The 16947-nt window shown below is 66.3% G+C and carries 13 protein-coding genes and 1 tRNA gene; 11 read left to right on the plus strand and 3 right to left on the minus strand.

Annotated features, from left to right (window positions below):
• The first annotated feature begins 96 nt into the window (after positions 1-96).
• The 11 genes from AB0H82_RS19785 (at position 97) to AB0H82_RS19835 (ending at position 14329) form a co-directional block, all read left to right on the plus strand.
• Positions 97-169 (plus strand) — tRNA-Trp (locus AB0H82_RS19785).
• A gap of 107 nt (positions 170-276) precedes the next feature.
• A complete protein-coding gene (secE, locus tag AB0H82_RS19790; protein WP_362994394.1) occupies positions 277-564 on the plus strand; it encodes a preprotein translocase subunit SecE in 288 nt (95 codons plus the stop codon).
• Positions 565-641: 77 nt separating this feature from the next.
• Positions 642-1529: a transcription termination/antitermination protein NusG gene (gene nusG, locus AB0H82_RS19795; protein ID WP_362994396.1), complete on the plus strand. Its 888-nt coding sequence runs from the start codon at positions 642-644 to the stop codon at positions 1527-1529.
• A 185-nt stretch (positions 1530-1714) separates the two neighbouring features.
• The gene (gene rplK / locus AB0H82_RS19800) at positions 1715-2149 is read left to right on the plus strand and encodes a 50S ribosomal protein L11 (RefSeq protein WP_030782612.1); all 435 of its coding nucleotides are present in this window, start codon (positions 1715-1717) and stop codon (positions 2147-2149) included.
• 90 nt (positions 2150-2239) lie between these two features.
• On the plus strand, positions 2240-2962 hold the full coding sequence (gene rplA / locus AB0H82_RS19805) for a 50S ribosomal protein L1 (protein ID WP_362994399.1): 723 nt from the start codon (positions 2240-2242) through the stop codon (positions 2960-2962).
• A gap of 131 nt (positions 2963-3093) precedes the next feature.
• Positions 3094-4008 carry a hypothetical protein gene (locus tag AB0H82_RS19810; RefSeq protein ID WP_362994401.1) on the plus strand — a complete coding sequence of 305 codons (915 nt, stop codon included), beginning with the start codon at positions 3094-3096 and terminating at the stop codon, positions 4006-4008.
• A gap of 99 nt (positions 4009-4107) precedes the next feature.
• Positions 4108-4944 (plus strand): LppX_LprAFG lipoprotein, encoded by an 837-nt coding sequence (locus AB0H82_RS19815; RefSeq protein WP_362994403.1) that lies wholly within the window; start codon positions 4108-4110, stop codon positions 4942-4944.
• Positions 4945-5214: 270 nt separating this feature from the next.
• Positions 5215-5745 (plus strand): 50S ribosomal protein L10, encoded by a 531-nt coding sequence (rplJ, locus tag AB0H82_RS19820; protein WP_150216777.1) that lies wholly within the window; start codon positions 5215-5217, stop codon positions 5743-5745.
• Between the two features lie 108 nt (positions 5746-5853).
• A complete protein-coding gene (gene rplL / locus AB0H82_RS19825; RefSeq protein WP_362994406.1) occupies positions 5854-6237 on the plus strand; it encodes a 50S ribosomal protein L7/L12 in 384 nt (127 codons plus the stop codon).
• 593 nt (positions 6238-6830) lie between these two features.
• A complete protein-coding gene (rpoB, locus tag AB0H82_RS19830; RefSeq protein ID WP_362994408.1) occupies positions 6831-10316 on the plus strand; it encodes a DNA-directed RNA polymerase subunit beta in 3486 nt (1161 codons plus the stop codon).
• 98 nt (positions 10317-10414) lie between these two features.
• Entirely contained in the window at positions 10415-14329 is a 3915-nt protein-coding gene (locus AB0H82_RS19835) for a DNA-directed RNA polymerase subunit beta' (RefSeq protein ID WP_362994410.1), read from the plus strand.
• Between the two features lie 60 nt (positions 14330-14389).
• Here the strand turns inward: AB0H82_RS19835 and AB0H82_RS19840 are convergent, their stop codons facing one another.
• From AB0H82_RS19840 to AB0H82_RS19850, 3 genes are read right to left on the minus strand one after another with little or no spacing between them, the layout of a single operon-like run.
• Complete coding sequence (locus AB0H82_RS19840) at positions 14390-15367, minus strand: M48 family metalloprotease (RefSeq protein ID WP_362994412.1); 978 nt, start codon at positions 15365-15367, stop codon at positions 14390-14392.
• Positions 15368-15391: 24 nt separating this feature from the next.
• The gene (locus AB0H82_RS19845; protein WP_362994414.1) at positions 15392-15910 is read right to left on the minus strand and encodes a Pycsar system effector family protein; all 519 of its coding nucleotides are present in this window, start codon (positions 15908-15910) and stop codon (positions 15392-15394) included.
• Positions 15907-16947, minus strand: coding sequence for a hypothetical protein (locus AB0H82_RS19850; RefSeq protein ID WP_362994416.1), 1041 nt, complete (start codon positions 16945-16947; stop codon positions 15907-15909). Before AB0H82_RS19850 ends, AB0H82_RS19845 begins: the two co-directional genes overlap by 4 nt.

Consider the following 16947-nt stretch of genomic DNA (forward strand, 5'->3'; position numbering starts at 1 on the left):
GAGCACGTACACTCACTGCTCGTTGGCCCTCACCGGCCGCTGCCTCTCGACGCACTCCGTGCACTTGGGCGGATGCGGTAGGTTGGGGGAAATCAAAGGGTCGTAGCTCAATTGGTAGAGCACTGGTCTCCAAAACCAGCGGTTGGGGGTTCAAGTCCCTCCGGCCCTGCTACACACTCCTTCGCCAGGATGTGTGCGCATGTACGTACTGCATTGCACCGCCGTGCGGCTCAACCGGGCGCGGCACGGCCACGACCCGGAATCAGGTGAGGACGAGTGACGGACGCCGTGGGCTCCATCGACATGCCTGATGCCCAGGACGAGGCGCCGGAGTCGAGTAAGAAGTCCCGCAAGGGCGGCAAGCGCGGCAAGAAGGGCCCCTTCGGGCGTCTCGCGCTCTTCTACCGCCAGATCGTCGCGGAGCTCCGCAAGGTCGTCTGGCCGACTCGCAGTCAGCTCACGACCTACACCACAGTGGTGATTGTCTTCGTCGTCATCATGATCGGCCTTGTGACCGTGATTGACTATGGCTTCAGCCACGCTGTCAAGTACATCTTCGGCTGAGCCGAGAGCGAAGGGCGCTGTTCGTGGCGCCCATTTCGCGCGTTCCACCCCTCTGTATCCAGGAAGAAGCAGCCACCGTGTCTGACCCGAACCTGAACGATGCCGTTGAGCCTCGCGGAGAGAACGCGGAGTCCGTGGAGGACCAGCTCGACATCGTCGAGGCGGCGGACGCCGAGGACCCGGACCAGGCCGACGCTGCCGACGCCGCCGCGGGCGAGCCCGCCGAAGAGGCCGCCATCCACCTGGAGGGCGACGCCGAGGCCGTAGCCGAGTCCGACGAGGACGAAGCCGCTGCCGCCGACGCCGAGATCGACGAGGACGAGGCGCCCGAGGAGGAGGCCGAGCCGGTCGACCCGATCGTCGCCCTCCGCGAGGAGCTCCGCACCCTCCCCGGCGAGTGGTACGTCATCCACACGTACGCCGGTTACGAGAACCGCGTGAAGACCAACCTCGAACAGCGCGCCGTCTCGCTCAACGTCGAGGACTTCATCTTCCAGGCCGAGGTGCCGCAGGAAGAGGTCGCCCAGATCAAGAACGGCGAGCGCAAGACGATCCGCCAGAACAAGCTCCCCGGCTACGTGCTGGTGCGCATGGACCTGACGAACGAGTCGTGGGGCGTCGTCCGCAACACCCCCGGTGTCACCGGCTTCGTGGGCAACGCCTACGACCCGTACCCGCTGACCCTGGACGAGATCGTCAAGATGCTCGCCCCGGAGGCCGAGGAGAAGGCCGCCCGCGAGGCCGCCGAGGCCGAGGGCAAGCCGGCTCCGGCCCGCAAGGTCGAGGTCCAGGTCCTGGACTTCGAGGTGGGCGACTCGGTCACCGTCACCGACGGCCCGTTCGCGACGCTGCAGGCCACGATCAACGAGATCAACGCCGACTCGAAGAAGGTCAAGGGCCTCGTCGAGATCTTCGGCCGCGAGACTCCGGTCGAGCTCAGCTTCGACCAGATCCAGAAGAACTAGCCTTCGCGGCTTCCTGAGCTTCCTCTGGAACACACACCTCCGACCAGGTCAGACGGGCTGCCAAAGCCGGTCTGACCTGCTCGGTTTTTAGCCGCGCGACTATACCCGTTATCGTTGTGCGGTATGCCTCCATCCGGATGACCGGATGGCCGGCTGAAAACTCTCACTAGGACCCGGAGAGAGCTATGCCTCCCAAGAAGAAGAAGGTCACGGGGCTTATCAAGCTCCAGATCCAGGCTGGTGCCGCCAACCCGGCCCCGCCGGTCGGCCCCGCGCTGGGCCAGCACGGCGTCAACATCATGGAGTTCTGCAAGGCCTACAACGCCGCGACCGAGTCGCAGCGTGGCTGGGTGATCCCGGTGGAGATCACGGTCTACGAAGACCGCTCCTTCACCTTCATCACCAAGACGCCGCCGGCTGCCAAGATGATCCTCAAGGCCGCTGGTGTCGAGAAGGGCTCCGGCGAGCCCCACAAGACCAAGGTCGCCAAGGTCACCGAGGCGCAGATCCGTGAGATCGCGCAGACCAAGATGGAAGACCTCAACGCCAACGACCTGGACGCCGCGTCGAAGATCATCGCCGGCACCGCCCGTTCCATGGGCATCACGGTCGAGGGCTGAGACTCCTCCCCCCGTCTGACCTTTCTCCAGTGGTAGGGCCAAGCGCTGGCCCGCACCACGACTCCATACCTGAACACACCAGGAGCAGAAGTGAAGCGCAGCAAGACTCTCCGCGCTGCGGACGCCAAGATCGACCGGGAGAAGCTGTACGCCCCGCTCGAGGCCGTCCGTCTCGCCAAGGAGACCTCCGCGACCAAGTTCGACGGCACCGTCGAGGTCGCCATGCGTCTGGGCGTCGACCCGCGCAAGGCCGACCAGATGGTCCGTGGCACCGTGAACCTCCCGCACGGCACCGGCAAGACCGCCCGGGTCCTGGTCTTCGCGACCGGTGACCGTGCTGCGGCCGCGGAAGCCGCTGGGGCCGACATCGTCGGCTCCGACGAGCTGATCGACGAGGTCGCGAAGGGCCGCCTGGACTTCGACGCCGTCGTCGCCACCCCGGACCTCATGGGCAAGGTCGGCCGCCTCGGCCGCGTGCTCGGTCCGCGTGGTCTGATGCCGAACCCGAAGACCGGCACCGTGACCCCCGACGTCGTGAAGGCTGTCAACGACATCAAGGGCGGCAAGATCGAGTTCCGCGTCGACAAGCACTCGAACCTGCACTTCATCATCGGCAAGGTGTCCTTCGACGACACCAAGCTGGTGGAGAACTACGCCGCGGCCCTGGAGGAGATCCTCCGTCTGAAGCCGTCGGCCGCCAAGGGTCGCTACATCAAGAAGGCCGCCATCACCACCACGATGGGCCCCGGCATTCCGCTCGACTCGAACCGCACCCGCAACCTCCTCACCGAGGAGGACCCGGCCGCCGTCTGAAACTGACGGCAGCCGCGTCGCGTACGCGTTCTGTGGACGGGCCCCGCAACCTTTCGAGGTGCGGGGCCCGTCCTGTTTGTGTACGGGCCTTTCGGATACGTCTGTCAGAGGCCTGCGTTAGCGTGCACACCATGAACGCCAAGGGGTGGGACAACATGAACAGCACGATCATGCGCCGGACCGGTCTGTCGATCGCGGTGGTCGCCGCGCTGACGGGTCTCTCGGCCTGCGGCTCGGGGGACTCCTCGGACAAGGCCGACGGCGGCGACAAGGGCGGCATCAATCTGAGCCCGATAGCCGCCCTGCGCACGGTCGAGAAGTCGACCGACAAGGCGGACACCGCCCGGATCGACGGCTCGACCACCATGGGCACGCTCACGTCCATGGACATGAAGGGCGTCATGGGCTGGTCCGACGGGATCACGGGCAATGTGACGGTGACCTTCACGGGCGGCTCGCAGGCCCAGCAGATGCGGCAGCTGGGCCAGACGAAGCTCGACTACCGCTATCTGAAGAACGGCTTCTACGCGAACATGGGCGACAAGTTCGCGGCCCAGGCGGGCGGCGGCAAGCACTGGCTGGAGTACGACTACGACACGCTCGCCGAGATGAGCGGCGCCGCCGGCCAGGCCTTCCAGGACCAGATGCAGAACAGCACGCCGAACCAGTCGGTGAAGATGCTGCTGGCCTCCGGTGACGTGAAGCGCGTCGGCGAGGAGAAGGTCCGCGGCACGCAGACGACCCACTACTCCGGCAAGGTCGACATGGCGGACTTCACCGCCAGGAGCGCGGACCTGGACAAGGACCAGCTGTCCGAGCTGGAGAAGCAGTTCGAGCAGGCCGGCATCAGCACCGAGACTATCGACATCTGGGTCAACGAGGACGACCTGCTGGTCAAGAAGGTCGAGAAGGCCGACACGAAGAACGGCCCCTTCGAGCAGACGGCCTACTACAGCGACTACGGCACCCCGCTCTCCGTCGAGAAGCCCCCCGCCTCGGACACCATGAGCTTCAAGGACCTGCTGAACAGGCAGCCCGCGGCATAACCCGTGAGCTCCGGCCCCCACCCCTCGGGTACTCTCTGCAATCAGCGCATAAGTCGATCATGTGTTCCTAGGGGTGGGGTCATGAGTATTTCCGTACGTATGGGTCGCAAGAGAACCGCGGGTGCCGCGCTGGCGGCCGTGCTGCTCGCCGGCGGCGCGGTCGGCTGCGGGTCGGAGAAGTCCGACAAGGCGGGGGAGGACATGGCGCCCGCGGCGGCCGTGAAGAAGGCCGCGGACAAGACCGAGGACCTCACCTCGTTCACGTTCCGGATGAAGGGCACCGTCCCGGGCGACGGGCGGGTCCAGGCCGACGCGGCGATGAGCACCAAGCCGCTCGCCATGCAGATGAAGATGTCGGCGCCCGACCAGGGCCCGGAGAAGATGGAACTGCGCTACGTCGACGGCGGGATCTACCTCGGCGGCGGCAAGGCGGCCGCGAAGGAGATGGACGGCAAGAGCTGGATCAAGTTCGACGCCAAGGCCATGGAGAAGGCGGGCGGCAAGTCCGCCGCCACCTCCGCCTCGGCGCAGGCCGACAACAACCCGGCCGACCAGTCCACGCTCCTGACCGGCTCCAAGGACCTGAAGAAGGTCGGCAGCGAGTCCGTCGGCGGCGTGGAGACGACCCACTACACGGGCACGGTCACGCTGGACCAGATGCGCAAGCTCGTCGCGGACGAGGACGCGGCCACCAAGAAGCGCCGCGAGAAGAGCATCAAGCAGTACGAGGACATGGGCGTCGAGAAGCTCACGATGGACATGTGGGTCGACGGCGAGGACCACACCAAGCAGTTCCGCGCCCGCGGCAAGGGTGACAAGGGCCGCCTCGACATGACCATCACCTTCCTCGACTACAACAAGCCGGTGAACGTCGAGGCCCCGCCGAAGGCGCAGGTCATGGACCTCTCCAAGGAGATGAAGGGCCTCCAGGGCTGACGGCTGCCGCCGGATTTGCCTGACGCGGACCCGTTCGCGTACTCTTCCACAGAAGCCAAAGACCGCTGGTCGTTGCCGTGTTCTCGCAAGAGGGTGCGGCGGCCGAAGGATCCGCTGAAACGGCGGACGACCCGCGCAGGTGACTGTGGATGTGCTCCTGGATCGTATGTGATCCGGTCGAGCTCACGCCCCGTGCGCCTGCGCCGGGGCGTTTCGTTTTGTCGGCCCCTTCTGAGCGGTCCTCATCACCCGGAAGGAGGCCGACGCTCTATGCCGACGCCCGACAAGGCTGCCGCGGTAGCCGAGCTCACGGACAAGTTCCGCAGCTCGAACGCCGCCGTGCTGACCGAGTACCGGGGTCTCACCGTGGCCCAGCTCAAGCAGCTGCGCCGTTCTCTCGGTGAAAACTCCGAGTACGCCGTGGTGAAGAACACGCTGACCAAGATCGCGGCCAACGAGGCCGGGATCAACACGCTCGACGACCTGTTCACGGGTCCGACGGCGGTTGCCTTCGTCACCGGTGACCCGGTGGAGTCGGCGAAGGGTCTTCGTGACTTCGCCAAGGACAACCCGAACCTCGTCATCAAGGGCGGTGTCCTTGATGGCAAGGCGCTGTCCGCCGATGAGTTCAAGAAGCTCGCGGACCTCGAGTCCCGCGAGGTTCTGCTCGCCAAGCTGGCGGGCGCCATGAAGGGCAAGCAGTCCCAGGCTGCCGCGCTCTTCCAGGCGCTTCCCTCGAAGTTCGTCCGCACCGCGGAGGCGCTTCGTGCCAAGAAGGCCGAGCAGGGCGGTGCCGAGTAATTCGGCTCGCACACTGACCGCCGCCTGAGGCGACGGTCACAGCGGGCCCAACGTACGCCCGCCTCCATGTACACACGGCACCAGCCGAATTAGTGGAAGGACGCCATCATGGCGAAGCTGTCCCAGGACGACCTGCTTGAGCAGTTCGAAGGCATGACCCTCATCGAGCTCTCCGAGTTCGTGAAGGCCTTCGAGGAGAAGTTCGACGTCACCGCCGCCGCTCCGGCCGCCGTTGCCGTCCAGGGTGGCGCTGCCGCTCCGGCCGAGGCCGAGGCCGAGCAGGACGAGTTCGACGTCATCCTCACCGGCGCCGGCGAGAAGAAGATCCAGGTCATCAAGGTCGTGCGTGAGCTGACCTCGCTGGGTCTCAAGGAGGCCAAGGACCTCGTCGACGGCACCCCGAAGCCGGTCCTCGAGAAGGTCGCCAAGGACGCCGCTGAGAAGGCCGCCGAGGCCCTCAAGGGCGCCGGCGCCTCCGTCGAGGTCAAGTGACCTCACGAGTCGTCTGACTCTCTTCACCGCACGTACGGCGGAAACGCTGTAACGCGCGGGACGCCTAAGGCGATCACCCATGTGGGTGGTCGCCTTTCGGCGTTCCCGGGCACGCGTGTGAGGGCGCCTTGCGATGTCGGTCCCGGCGAGTATGGTGATCTTCGTTGTGCCTCGGGACAGCCCGTGACGGTGAGTGTCCCAGGGCGACGTCTGGGCAGGGGGGCCTTGACGAACCGCACGCAGCGCGCAATTCTCAGGACGCGTCGTCACAACGATCCGGATCCGAGGCATGGATCGGCGGCAAAGAGGGCAGTATCGATGTGCATCGAGGGCGTGGCTTGCAGCAGGGGTTGAGAACAACGAGGGTCTCCCAGAACCCGCACTGGACATCAGTGGGCCAACTGGCTACACTGACCCTTTGCGCTGCCTGTTAGCTGCCTCCTGCCCGTCACCAGGGGCATGCCCATGCTTGAGCACCGTGGATTGAATCTTCTCTGACCTGGCCAAACAGCCAGATCAGGAAGGTCTGTCTCTGTGTCCAGCCTGGGACCGGTACGCGCGTAGTGAGTCCGAGCCCTCGGAAGGACCCCCTCTTGGCCGCCTCGCGCACTGCCTCGACCGCGAATACGAACAACGGCGCCAGCACCGCCCCGCTGCGCATCTCCTTTGCAAAGATCAAGGAGCCCCTCGAGGTTCCGAACCTTCTTGCGCTGCAGACCGAGAGCTTTGACTGGCTGCTCGGCAATGACGCGTGGAAGGCTCGTGTCGAGGCGGCTCTGGAAAGCGGACAGGACGTCCCCACCAAGTCCGGTCTGGAGGAGATCTTCGAGGAGATCTCCCCGATCGAGGACTTCTCCGGGTCGATGTCCCTGACGTTCCGCGACCACCGCTTCGAGCCCCCCAAGAACTCGATCGACGAGTGCAAGGAGCGCGACTTCACGTTCGCCGCCCCGCTCTTCGTCACGGCCGAGTTCACCAACAACGAGACCGGCGAGATCAAGTCCCAGACGGTCTTCATGGGCGACTTCCCGCTCATGACCAACAAGGGCACCTTCGTCATCAACGGCACCGAGCGTGTCGTCGTGTCGCAGCTGGTCCGTTCGCCGGGTGTCTACTTCGATTCCTCGATCGACAAGACGTCCGACAAGGACATCTTCTCCGCCAAGATCATCCCGTCCCGGGGTGCCTGGCTGGAGATGGAGATCGACAAGCGCGACATGGTCGGTGTGCGCATCGACCGCAAGCGCAAGCAGTCGGTCACCGTTCTGCTCAAGGCTCTCGGTTGGACGACCGAGCAGATCCTTGAGGAGTTCGGCGAGTACGAGTCCATGCGCGCCACCCTGGAGAAGGACCACACCCAGGGCCAGGACGACGCGCTGCTCGACATCTACCGCAAGCTCCGTCCGGGCGAGCCGCCGACCCGTGAGGCCGCTCAGACCCTGCTTGAGAACCTCTACTTCAACCCCAAGCGCTACGACCTCGCGAAGGTCGGCCGCTACAAGGTCAACAAGAAGCTGGGTGCGGACGCTCCGCTCGACGCGGGCATCCTCACGGTCGAGGACATCATCGCCTCGATCAAGTACCTGGTGAAGCTGCACGCCGGTGAGACCGAGACCGTTGGCGACAGCGGCACGTCGATCGTCGTCGAGACCGACGACATCGACCACTTCGGCAACCGTCGTCTGCGCAACGTCGGCGAGCTCATCCAGAACCAGGTCCGCACGGGTCTGGCTCGTATGGAGCGCGTCGTCCGCGAGCGCATGACGACCCAGGACGTCGAGGCGATCACGCCGCAGACCCTGATCAACATCCGCCCGGTCGTGGCGTCGATCAAGGAATTCTTCGGCACCTCGCAGCTGTCGCAGTTCATGGACCAGAACAACCCGCTGTCGGGTCTCACCCACAAGCGCCGTCTGTCGGCGCTCGGCCCGGGTGGTCTCTCCCGTGAGCGGGCCGGCTTCGAGGTCCGTGACGTGCACCCGTCTCACTACGGCCGCATGTGCCCCATTGAGACGCCTGAGGGTCCCAACATTGGTCTGATCGGTTCGCTGGCCTCCTACGGCCGTGTGAACGCGTTCGGCTTCGTCGAGACGCCGTACCGCAAGGTCGTCGAGGGCCAGGTCACCGACGACGTCGACTACCTCACGGCCGACGAGGAGGACCGCTTCGTCATCGCGCAGGCCAACGCGCCGCTGACGGACGACCTCCACTTCGCCGAGGCCCGCGTCCTGATCCGCCGCCGTGGCGGAGAGATCGACTACGTGCCCGGCACGGACGTCGACTACATGGACGTCTCGCCGCGCCAGATGGTGTCGGTCGCGACCGCGATGATCCCGTTCCTTGAGCACGACGACGCCAACCGTGCCCTCATGGGCGCGAACATGATGCGTCAGGCCGTGCCGCTGATCACCGCCGAGGCCCCCCTCGTCGGCACCGGCATGGAGTACCGCTGCGCGGTCGACGCCGGTGACGTGATCAAGGCCGAGAAGGCGGGTGTGGTCCAGGAGGTCTCCGCGGACTACGTCACGGTCACCAACGACGACGGCACGTACACCACGTACCGCATCGCCAAGTTCTCCCGGTCGAACCAGGGCACCTCCGTCAACCAGAAGGTTGTCGTCGACGAGGGCGCCCGCGTGATCGAGGGCCAGGTCCTGGCCGACGGCCCCGCGACCGAAGAGGGCGAGATGGCCCTCGGCAAGAACCTGCTCGTCGCGTTCATGCCGTGGGAGGGTCACAACTACGAGGACGCGATCATCCTGTCGCAGCGCCTCGTGCAGGACGACGTCCTCTCCTCGATCCACATCGAGGAGCACGAGGTCGACGCCCGTGACACCAAGCTCGGCCCGGAGGAGATCACCCGGGACATCCCGAACGTCTCCGAGGAGGTCCTCGCCGACCTCGACGAGCGCGGCATCATCCGTATCGGTGCCGAGGTCGTCGCCGGCGACATCCTCGTCGGCAAGGTCACGCCCAAGGGTGAGACCGAGCTGACGCCCGAGGAGCGCCTGCTCCGCGCGATCTTCGGTGAGAAGGCGCGCGAGGTCCGTGACACCTCCCTGAAGGTGCCGCACGGCGAGATCGGCAAGGTCATCGGCGTCCGCGTCTTCGACCGTGAAGAGGGCGACGAGCTGCCGCCGGGCGTGAACCAGCTGGTTCGTGTCTACGTGGCGCAGAAGCGCAAGATCACGGACGGTGACAAGCTCGCAGGCCGCCACGGCAACAAGGGCGTCATCTCGAAGATCCTGCCGATCGAGGACATGCCGTTCCTGGAGGACGGCACCCCGGTCGACATCATCCTCAACCCGCTGGGTGTGCCGTCCCGAATGAACCCGGGACAGGTCCTGGAGATCCACCTCGGCTGGCTCGCCAGCCGCGGCTGGGACGTCTCCGGTCTCGCGGACGAGTGGGCGCAGCGCCTGCAGGCCATCGGCGCCGACAAGGTCGAGCCCGGTACGAACGTCGCCACCCCCGTCTTCGACGGTGCGCGTGAGGACGAGCTCGCCGGTCTGCTGCAGCACACCATCCCGAACCGCGACGGCGAGCGCATGGTGCTCCCGTCCGGCAAGGCGCAGCTGTTCGACGGCCGCTCCGGTGAGCCGTTCCCGGACCCGATCTCGGTCGGGTACATGTACATCCTCAAGCTGCACCACCTGGTCGACGACAAGCTGCACGCGCGTTCGACCGGCCCGTACTCGATGATCACCCAGCAGCCGCTGGGTGGTAAGGCTCAGTTCGGTGGCCAGCGCTTCGGTGAGATGGAGGTGTGGGCGCTGGAGGCATACGGCGCCGCTTACGCCCTCCAGGAGCTGCTGACGATCAAGTCCGACGACGTGACCGGCCGCGTGAAGGTCTACGAGGCCATCGTCAAGGGCGAGAACATCCCCGAGCCCGGCATTCCCGAGTCCTTCAAGGTGCTCATCAAGGAAATGCAGTCGCTCTGCCTCAACGTGGAGGTGCTGTCCTCGGACGGCATGTCCATCGAGATGCGCGACACCGACGAGGACGTCTTCCGCGCGGCGGAGGAGCTCGGCATCGACCTGTCCCGGCGCGAGCCGAGCAGCGTCGAAGAGGTCTGACGGGTCTGGCCGGGGCCTCCTCGTGAGGCCCCGGCCCTGCCCCGGACCCGTACAGACCATGATTGAGACTCGACCCCGAAAGAGGGATTGACGACAAAGTGCTCGACGTCAACTTCTTCGACGAGCTGCGGATCGGCCTTGCCACCGCGGACGACATCCGACAGTGGTCCCACGGCGAGGTCAAGAAGCCGGAGACCATCAACTACCGCACCCTCAAGCCCGAGAAGGACGGACTCTTCTGCGAGAAGATCTTCGGTCCGACCCGGGACTGGGAGTGCTACTGCGGTAAGTACAAGCGTGTCCGCTTCAAGGGCATCATCTGTGAGCGCTGCGGCGTCGAGGTCACTCGCGCCAAGGTGCGCCGTGAGCGGATGGGCCACATTGAGCTGGCCGCGCCCGTCACGCACATCTGGTACTTCAAGGGCGTCCCGTCGCGCCTGGGCTACCTCCTCGACCTCGCCCCGAAGGACCTTGAGAAGGTCATCTACTTCGCGGCGTACATGATCACGTTCGTGGACGAGGAGCGCCGTACGCGCGACCTGCCGTCCCTGGAGGCGCACGTCTCCGTAGAGCGTCAGCAGATCGAGAACCGTCGCGACTCCGACCTGGAGGCCCGCGCCAAGAAGCTTGAGACCGACCTGGCCGAGCTTGAGGCCGAGGGTGCCAAGGCCGACGTGCGCCGCAAGGTGCGCGAGGGCGCCGAGCGTGAGATGAAGCAGCTGCGCGACCGTGCGCAGCGCGAGATCGACCGTCTCGACGAGGTGTGGAACCGGTTCAAGAACCTCAAGGTCCAGGACCTGGAGGGCGACGAACTGCTCTACCGCGAGCTGCGTGACCGCTTCGGCACGTACTTCGACGGCTCCATGGGTGCCGCTGCCCTGCAGAAGCGCCTGGAGTCCTTCGACCTCGACGAGGAGGCCGAGCGCCTCCGCGAGATCATCCGTACCGGCAAGGGCCAGAAGAAGACCCGTGCGCTCAAGCGCCTCAAGGTCGTCTCCGCGTTCCTGCAGACCAGCAACAGCCCCAAGGGCATGGTGCTCGACTGCGTGCCGGTCATCCCGCCGGACCTGCGTCCGATGGTGCAGCTGGACGGTGGCCGCTTCGCGACCTCCGACCTGAACGACCTGTACCGCCGCGTGATCAACCGCAACAACCGCCTGAAGCGCCTTCTCGATCTCGGTGCGCCCGAGATCATCGTGAACAACGAGAAGCGCATGCTCCAGGAGGCGGTCGACGCCCTCTTCGACAACGGCCGTCGTGGTCGCCCGGTGACGGGCCCCGGCAACCGTCCGCTGAAGTCCCTCAGCGACATGCTGAAGGGCAAGCAGGGTCGATTCCGTCAGAACCTGCTCGGCAAGCGTGTGGACTACTCCGCGCGTTCCGTGATCGTCGTCGGTCCGCAGCTGAAGCTGCACCAGTGTGGTCTGCCCAAGGCCATGGCGCTGGAGCTCTTCAAGCCGTTCGTGATGAAGCGCCTGGTCGACCTGAACCACGCGCAGAACATCAAGAGCGCCAAGCGGATGGTCGAGCGCGGCCGCACGGTCGTGTACGACGTCCTCGAAGAGGTCATCGCCGAGCACCCGGTTCTGCTGAACCGTGCGCCCACGCTGCACCGCCTCGGCATCCAGGCCTTCGAGCCGCAGCTGGTCGAGGGCAAGGCCATCCAGATCCACCCGCTCGTCTGCACCGCGTTCAACGCGGACTTCGACGGTGACCAGATGGCCGTCCACCTGCCGCTCTCCGCGGAGGCGCAGGCCGAGGCCCGCATCCTGATGCTGTCCTCGAACAACATCCTGAAGCCGGCCGACGGTCGTCCCGTCACCATGCCGACCCAGGACATGGTGCTCGGTCTGTTCTTCCTGACCACCGACGGTGAGCTGCGTGACACCAAGGGCGAGGGCCGCGCGTTCGGCTCCACGGCCGAGGCGATCATGGCGTTCGACGCCGGTGAGCTCGCGCTGCAGTCGACCGTCGACATCCGCTTCCCGGTGGGCACCATCCCGCCGCGCGGCTGGACCCCGCCGGTCAGCGCCGAGGGTGAGGACTTCGAGGGCGAGCGTGCCTACCAGCAGGGCGACAGCTTCCGGCTGCGTACGTCCCTGGGCCGCGCACTCTTCAACGAGCTGCTGCCCGAGGACTACCCCTTCGTCGACTACTCCGTCGGCAAGAAGCAGCTCTCCGAGATCGTCAACGACCTCGCCGAGCGCTACCCCAAGGTCATCGTGGCGGCGACGCTCGACAACCTGAAGGCAGCGGGCTTCTACTGGGCGACTCGTTCCGGCGTCACCGTGGCCATCTCCGACGTCGTGGTCCCCGCGGCCAAGAAGGAGATCGTCGCGGGCTACGAGGCGCAGGACGAGAAGGTCCAGAAGCAGTACGAGCGCGGTCTGATCACCAAGGACGAGCGCACGCAGGAGCTCATCGCGATCTGGACCAAGGCGACCAACGAGGTTGCCGAGGCGATGAACGCGAACTTCCCGAAGACGAACCCCATCTTCATGATGGTTGACTCGGGTGCCCGAGGAAACATGATGCAGATGCGTCAGATCGCCGGTATGCGTGGTCTGGTGTCGAACGCGAAGAACGAGACGATCCCGCGTCCGATCAAGGCCTCGTTCCGTGAGGGCCTGACCGTTCTTGAGTACTTCATCTCCACCCACGGTGCCCGTAAGGGTCTGGCGGACACGGCTCTCCGTACCGCCGACTCCGGTTACCTCACCCGTCGTCTGGTCGACGTCTCGCAGGACGTCATCATTCGCGAGGAGGACTGTGGCACCGAGCGCGGTCTGAAGCTGAAGATCGCGGTCAAGGGCGAGGACGGTGTGCTCCGCAAGACGGAGAACGTCGAGACCTCGGTGTACGCCCGCATGCTGGCCGAGGACGTCGTCATCGACGGCAAGGTCATCGCGCCGGCCAACGTCGACCTCGGTGACGTCCTCATCGACGCCCTGGTCGCCAACGGCGTCGAGGAGGTCAAGACCCGCTCGGTCCTGACCTGTGAGTCGGCGGTCGGCACCTGTGCCTTCTGCTACGGCCGTTCGCTCGCCACCGGCAAGCTGGTCGACATCGGTGAGGCGGTCGGCATCATCGCCGCCCAGTCCATCGGTGAGCCGGGTACGCAGCTCACCATGCGTACCTTCCACACCGGTGGTGTGGCCGGTGACGACATCACCCAGGGTCTGCCCCGTGTCGTCGAGCTCTTCGAGGCTCGTACGCCGAAGGGTGTCGCCCCGATCTCCGAGGCCGCGGGCCGTGTCCGCATCGAGGAGACCGAGAAGACGAAGAAGATCGTCGTCACCCCGGACGACGGCAGCGACGAGACGGCGTTCCCGATCTCGAAGCGCGCCAAGGTCCTGGTCCGCGAGGGTGACCACGTCGAGGTGGGCCAGAAGCTCACCTTCGGTGCCACCAACCCGCACGACGTGCTGCGGATCCTCGGTCAGCGCGCGGTCCAGGTCCACCTGGTCGGCGAAGTCCAGAAGGTCTACAACAGCCAGGGCGTGTCGATCCACGACAAGCACATCGAGATCATCATCCGGCAGATGCTGCGCCGCGTGACGATCATCGAGTCCGGCGACGCGGAGCTGCTGCCGGGCGAGCTCGTCGAGCGCTCGAAGTTCGAGACCGAGAACCGTCGTGTGGTCACCGAGGGCGGTCACCCCGCCTCCGGCCGTCCGCAGCTGATGGGTATCACCAAGGCCTCGCTGGCGACGGAATCCTGGCTGTCGGCCGCCTCCTTCCAGGAGACGACCCGAGTCCTGACGGACGCGGCGATCAACGCCAAGTCCGACAGCCTCATCGGCCTCAAGGAGAACGTCATCATCGGTAAGCTCATCCCGGCCGGTACGGGTCTTTCCCGCTACCGCAACATCCGGGTCGAGCCCACCGAAGAGGCCAAGGCCGCGATGTACTCGGCCGTCGGCTACGACGACATCGACTACTCGCCCTTCGGGACGGGTTCGGGCCAGGCCGTGCCGCTGGAGGACTACGACTACGGGCCGTACAACCAGTAAGGCCTACGTCTGTTGAAGGGCGGCCACTCCGTTTCGTACGGGGTGGCCGCCCTTCGGCGTTCAGCGGCGCGCGTCCAGAGTGGCCTGGAGGTGGTAGAGCCGGGTGTGCAGATCGGGATGCGAGGCGAGCAGCCGGGTCGCCAGGCTTGGTGCCTGGAGCGGTGAGCCCAGTGCCGCCGCTGCGGCACGCTCGGACTCCTGGCTGTCGTGCTCTTTGCGAAGCACCGTCATGAGCTGCTGAGCGAAGCCGAGCGCGGCGGCGTGCCGATCGGCGCGGAGCTCTGCCCGGCGGGCGACGGCCGCCAACAAGTAGGGAGTGGCGAGAGGGAGGAACACCAGACCGTAGGTGGCGGTTGCGGCGGCGAGCACGATGGCACACAGCAGAGCGACCACTATCGCCTTGGCCATGGTGGAGAGCCGGTCGGCATGGGAGAACAGCAGGCGCAGCAGCCACCAGGCGAGTCGTGCGGGCAGGGCGTACCAGTAGGTGAGCAGCGAGGCCCACGCGTGCCCGCGCGTGTGGTGCCCGAGTTCATGAGCCAGTACGCTCCCGAGCTGTCCCGAGGGCAGTGTCCTCAGCGAGTGGCTGGTGACTCCGACTATGTGCCCTGCGGCTGCCATGGCGTTGATGTCGTCGCTCTCCTCGACCCACAACTGGTAGGCGTCGCCGTTCACCCCGGCCCGAGCCGTCACCTCACGCCAGATCGGTGACAGCTGCCGCTGCTCCTCCGGAGTGGGATGGCGGAGACCGAAGAACCAGCGGGCCATGGCGCGCTCGCTCGGGCGGTGGAAGACCAGGGCTCCGCTCAGTCCCCAGCAGGAGAGAGGGAGCCACCAGGGGACGCGGATGAGGGCGTCGAGGACGTACGACAGAGTGAAGATCAAAGCTGTGCTGATGAGCACCTCGGGGAGGTGGAGGAGCACCCTGCCCACAGCGAAGGCGTCCGCGTGACGCTGGCGGGCCGCGATGTGTATTCGCCCCTTTCGGAACGCCAACTCGTCCGGGTCGGGCCTCTCGGGTTCGTGGGGTGGGGACATGAGCGCTCCTTCCAGGGGCGAAGATCAGTTGACGAGAAGAGCTCCGGGCAGGAGCAGCGAGGCACAACCGAAGGCGATGAGGCCCGCACGTATCCACAGGTGCTTGTGGACCACGATGCGGCTGGTCTCGGCCAGGGCGGTGAGCAGGCCGTCGGCGGTGGCCTGCCCGGTGTCGGTGAGGGCCGTGCCAAGTCGGCCGGACCGAGAGGCGCGGTGTATGTCGCCGAAGTAGGTCAGGGGTACGCCGGGCCGCCACCGGCTCCTGCGGTAGCGGGGCATCACGGCGAGCAGCAACGCGAGCTGCGCGATGGCATGGGCGAGCAGCCCCGTCCACCACAAGGCTCCCGCGTGGCCGGTGAGGACGGTGGGGTTCCACCGGCTGCTTGTCAGCAGCCCGCCCAGTAACCCGGCCGACATGCTCAGGACACCGGCGAGCACGGTCGCTTTGGTGTCCGCGCGGGTGATCTCGTTGCGGAGGTCGGCCAAGAGCTGAGCGCCCGCACTGAAGTCAGGACCTTGTACGGCCGCAGCCGCCGTGGTCATGTCGGCTGCTCCGGCAGTTCCGGGCGCTCCGACAGTTGCGGCGTCGACGAGGGGGCGCCGCGCTGCGGGGTGTCGGTCGGCTCCAGGATGGCTGCCATGCGCTGCGCGATCAGTTGGTGCGGTACCTCCAGCTCGTAGCTTTCCAGCTCCTTGCTCTCCAGTACCTGTTTGATCAACTGGAGTTGGCTCTGTGCCAGCTCCGACTGGTCGGCACGGAGGTGCTCAAGGACGAGGCGGGTGTCGTCGCGGTGCTCGGCCAGGTGCAGCGCCAGGGCAGCGGTTCCCCCCTTGGCCAGGAGCTCGGTGTAGAACGTGACCTGGTCGGCCATGAGCCGCCGATTGTGCTGATCGCGTGCTGCGGCTGCCTCGTACTCCGGCCGGGCGGCCATCACCTCGTGGCGCGCGGTCCGCAGCCGCTCCTGCAGCACCCGTTCGGCGGCGTCACGTCGTACGCGTACGGAACAGGAGACCTGCAGGCCCTCGGCCTCACCGATGGCTCCAGCCGCGTCCACCGCCTGTTGTACGGCCGACTCGGCGTCCGCACTCGCGTTGATGGTGTGATCACGTCCCGCCGCACGCAACAGCGGCAACAGCCTTCGGGTGAGGAGGGCCGGCACGTCACGCTCCTGGCTGGCCACGAAGCTGTCCGGGCGGGTGACGCGCCACGTGACATCGACGGCTGCCTCGAACTCGAAGCTGTCCACCGTGCTGGGCAGTTCGAGCCGCAGGGCGAAGGAATGCGGGTCCGTGTCCACTTCGTACAGCGCCACGTACCTTCTGGTGCTGACCGGGCGCTTCGGAGGCATGAAGGTCTCGTACTTGCCCTTCCGGGTCACGAACACCAGCGCGTGGTCGATGCGTCCTGAGAAGCGCCGTCCGCCGAGTTGGAAGCGGGGCAGTTGCCACACCCTGAGCACGGGGTCGGGGGTCTGGCCCCGAGCCGTCGGCGACGGGGATTGTTCGATCCAGTCCGGCTCGTCGGAGCGGGGCTGCTCGGGCCGTTCGGGCTCGTCGGGGTGTGGTCGGGTGTCTTCCAT

It is taken from the genome of Streptomyces sp. NPDC050732 (assembly GCF_040654255.1).
Classification (GTDB): Bacteria; Actinomycetota; Actinomycetes; order Streptomycetales; family Streptomycetaceae; genus Streptomyces.

Coding starts and splice junctions, on each gene's coding strand:
- rplK (WP_030782612.1), top strand. CDS start 1,715: ATGCCTCCCAAGAAGAAGAAGGTCACGGGGCTTATCAAGCTCCAGATC.
- AB0H82_RS19810 (WP_362994401.1), top strand. CDS start 3,094: ATGAACGCCAAGGGGTGGGACAACATGAACAGCACGATCATGCGCCGG.
- AB0H82_RS19815 (WP_362994403.1), top strand. CDS start 4,108: ATGGGTCGCAAGAGAACCGCGGGTGCCGCGCTGGCGGCCGTGCTGCTC.
- rplJ (WP_150216777.1), top strand. CDS start 5,215: ATGCCGACGCCCGACAAGGCTGCCGCGGTAGCCGAGCTCACGGACAAG.
- rplL (WP_362994406.1), top strand. CDS start 5,854: ATGGCGAAGCTGTCCCAGGACGACCTGCTTGAGCAGTTCGAAGGCATG.
- AB0H82_RS19840 (WP_362994412.1), bottom strand. CDS start 15,367: ATGTCCCCACCCCACGAACCCGAGAGGCCCGACCCGGACGAGTTGGCG.
- AB0H82_RS19845 (WP_362994414.1), bottom strand. CDS start 15,910: ATGACCACGGCGGCTGCGGCCGTACAAGGTCCTGACTTCAGTGCGGGC.
- AB0H82_RS19850 (WP_362994416.1), bottom strand. CDS start 16,947: ATGGAAGACACCCGACCACACCCCGACGAGCCCGAACGGCCCGAGCAG.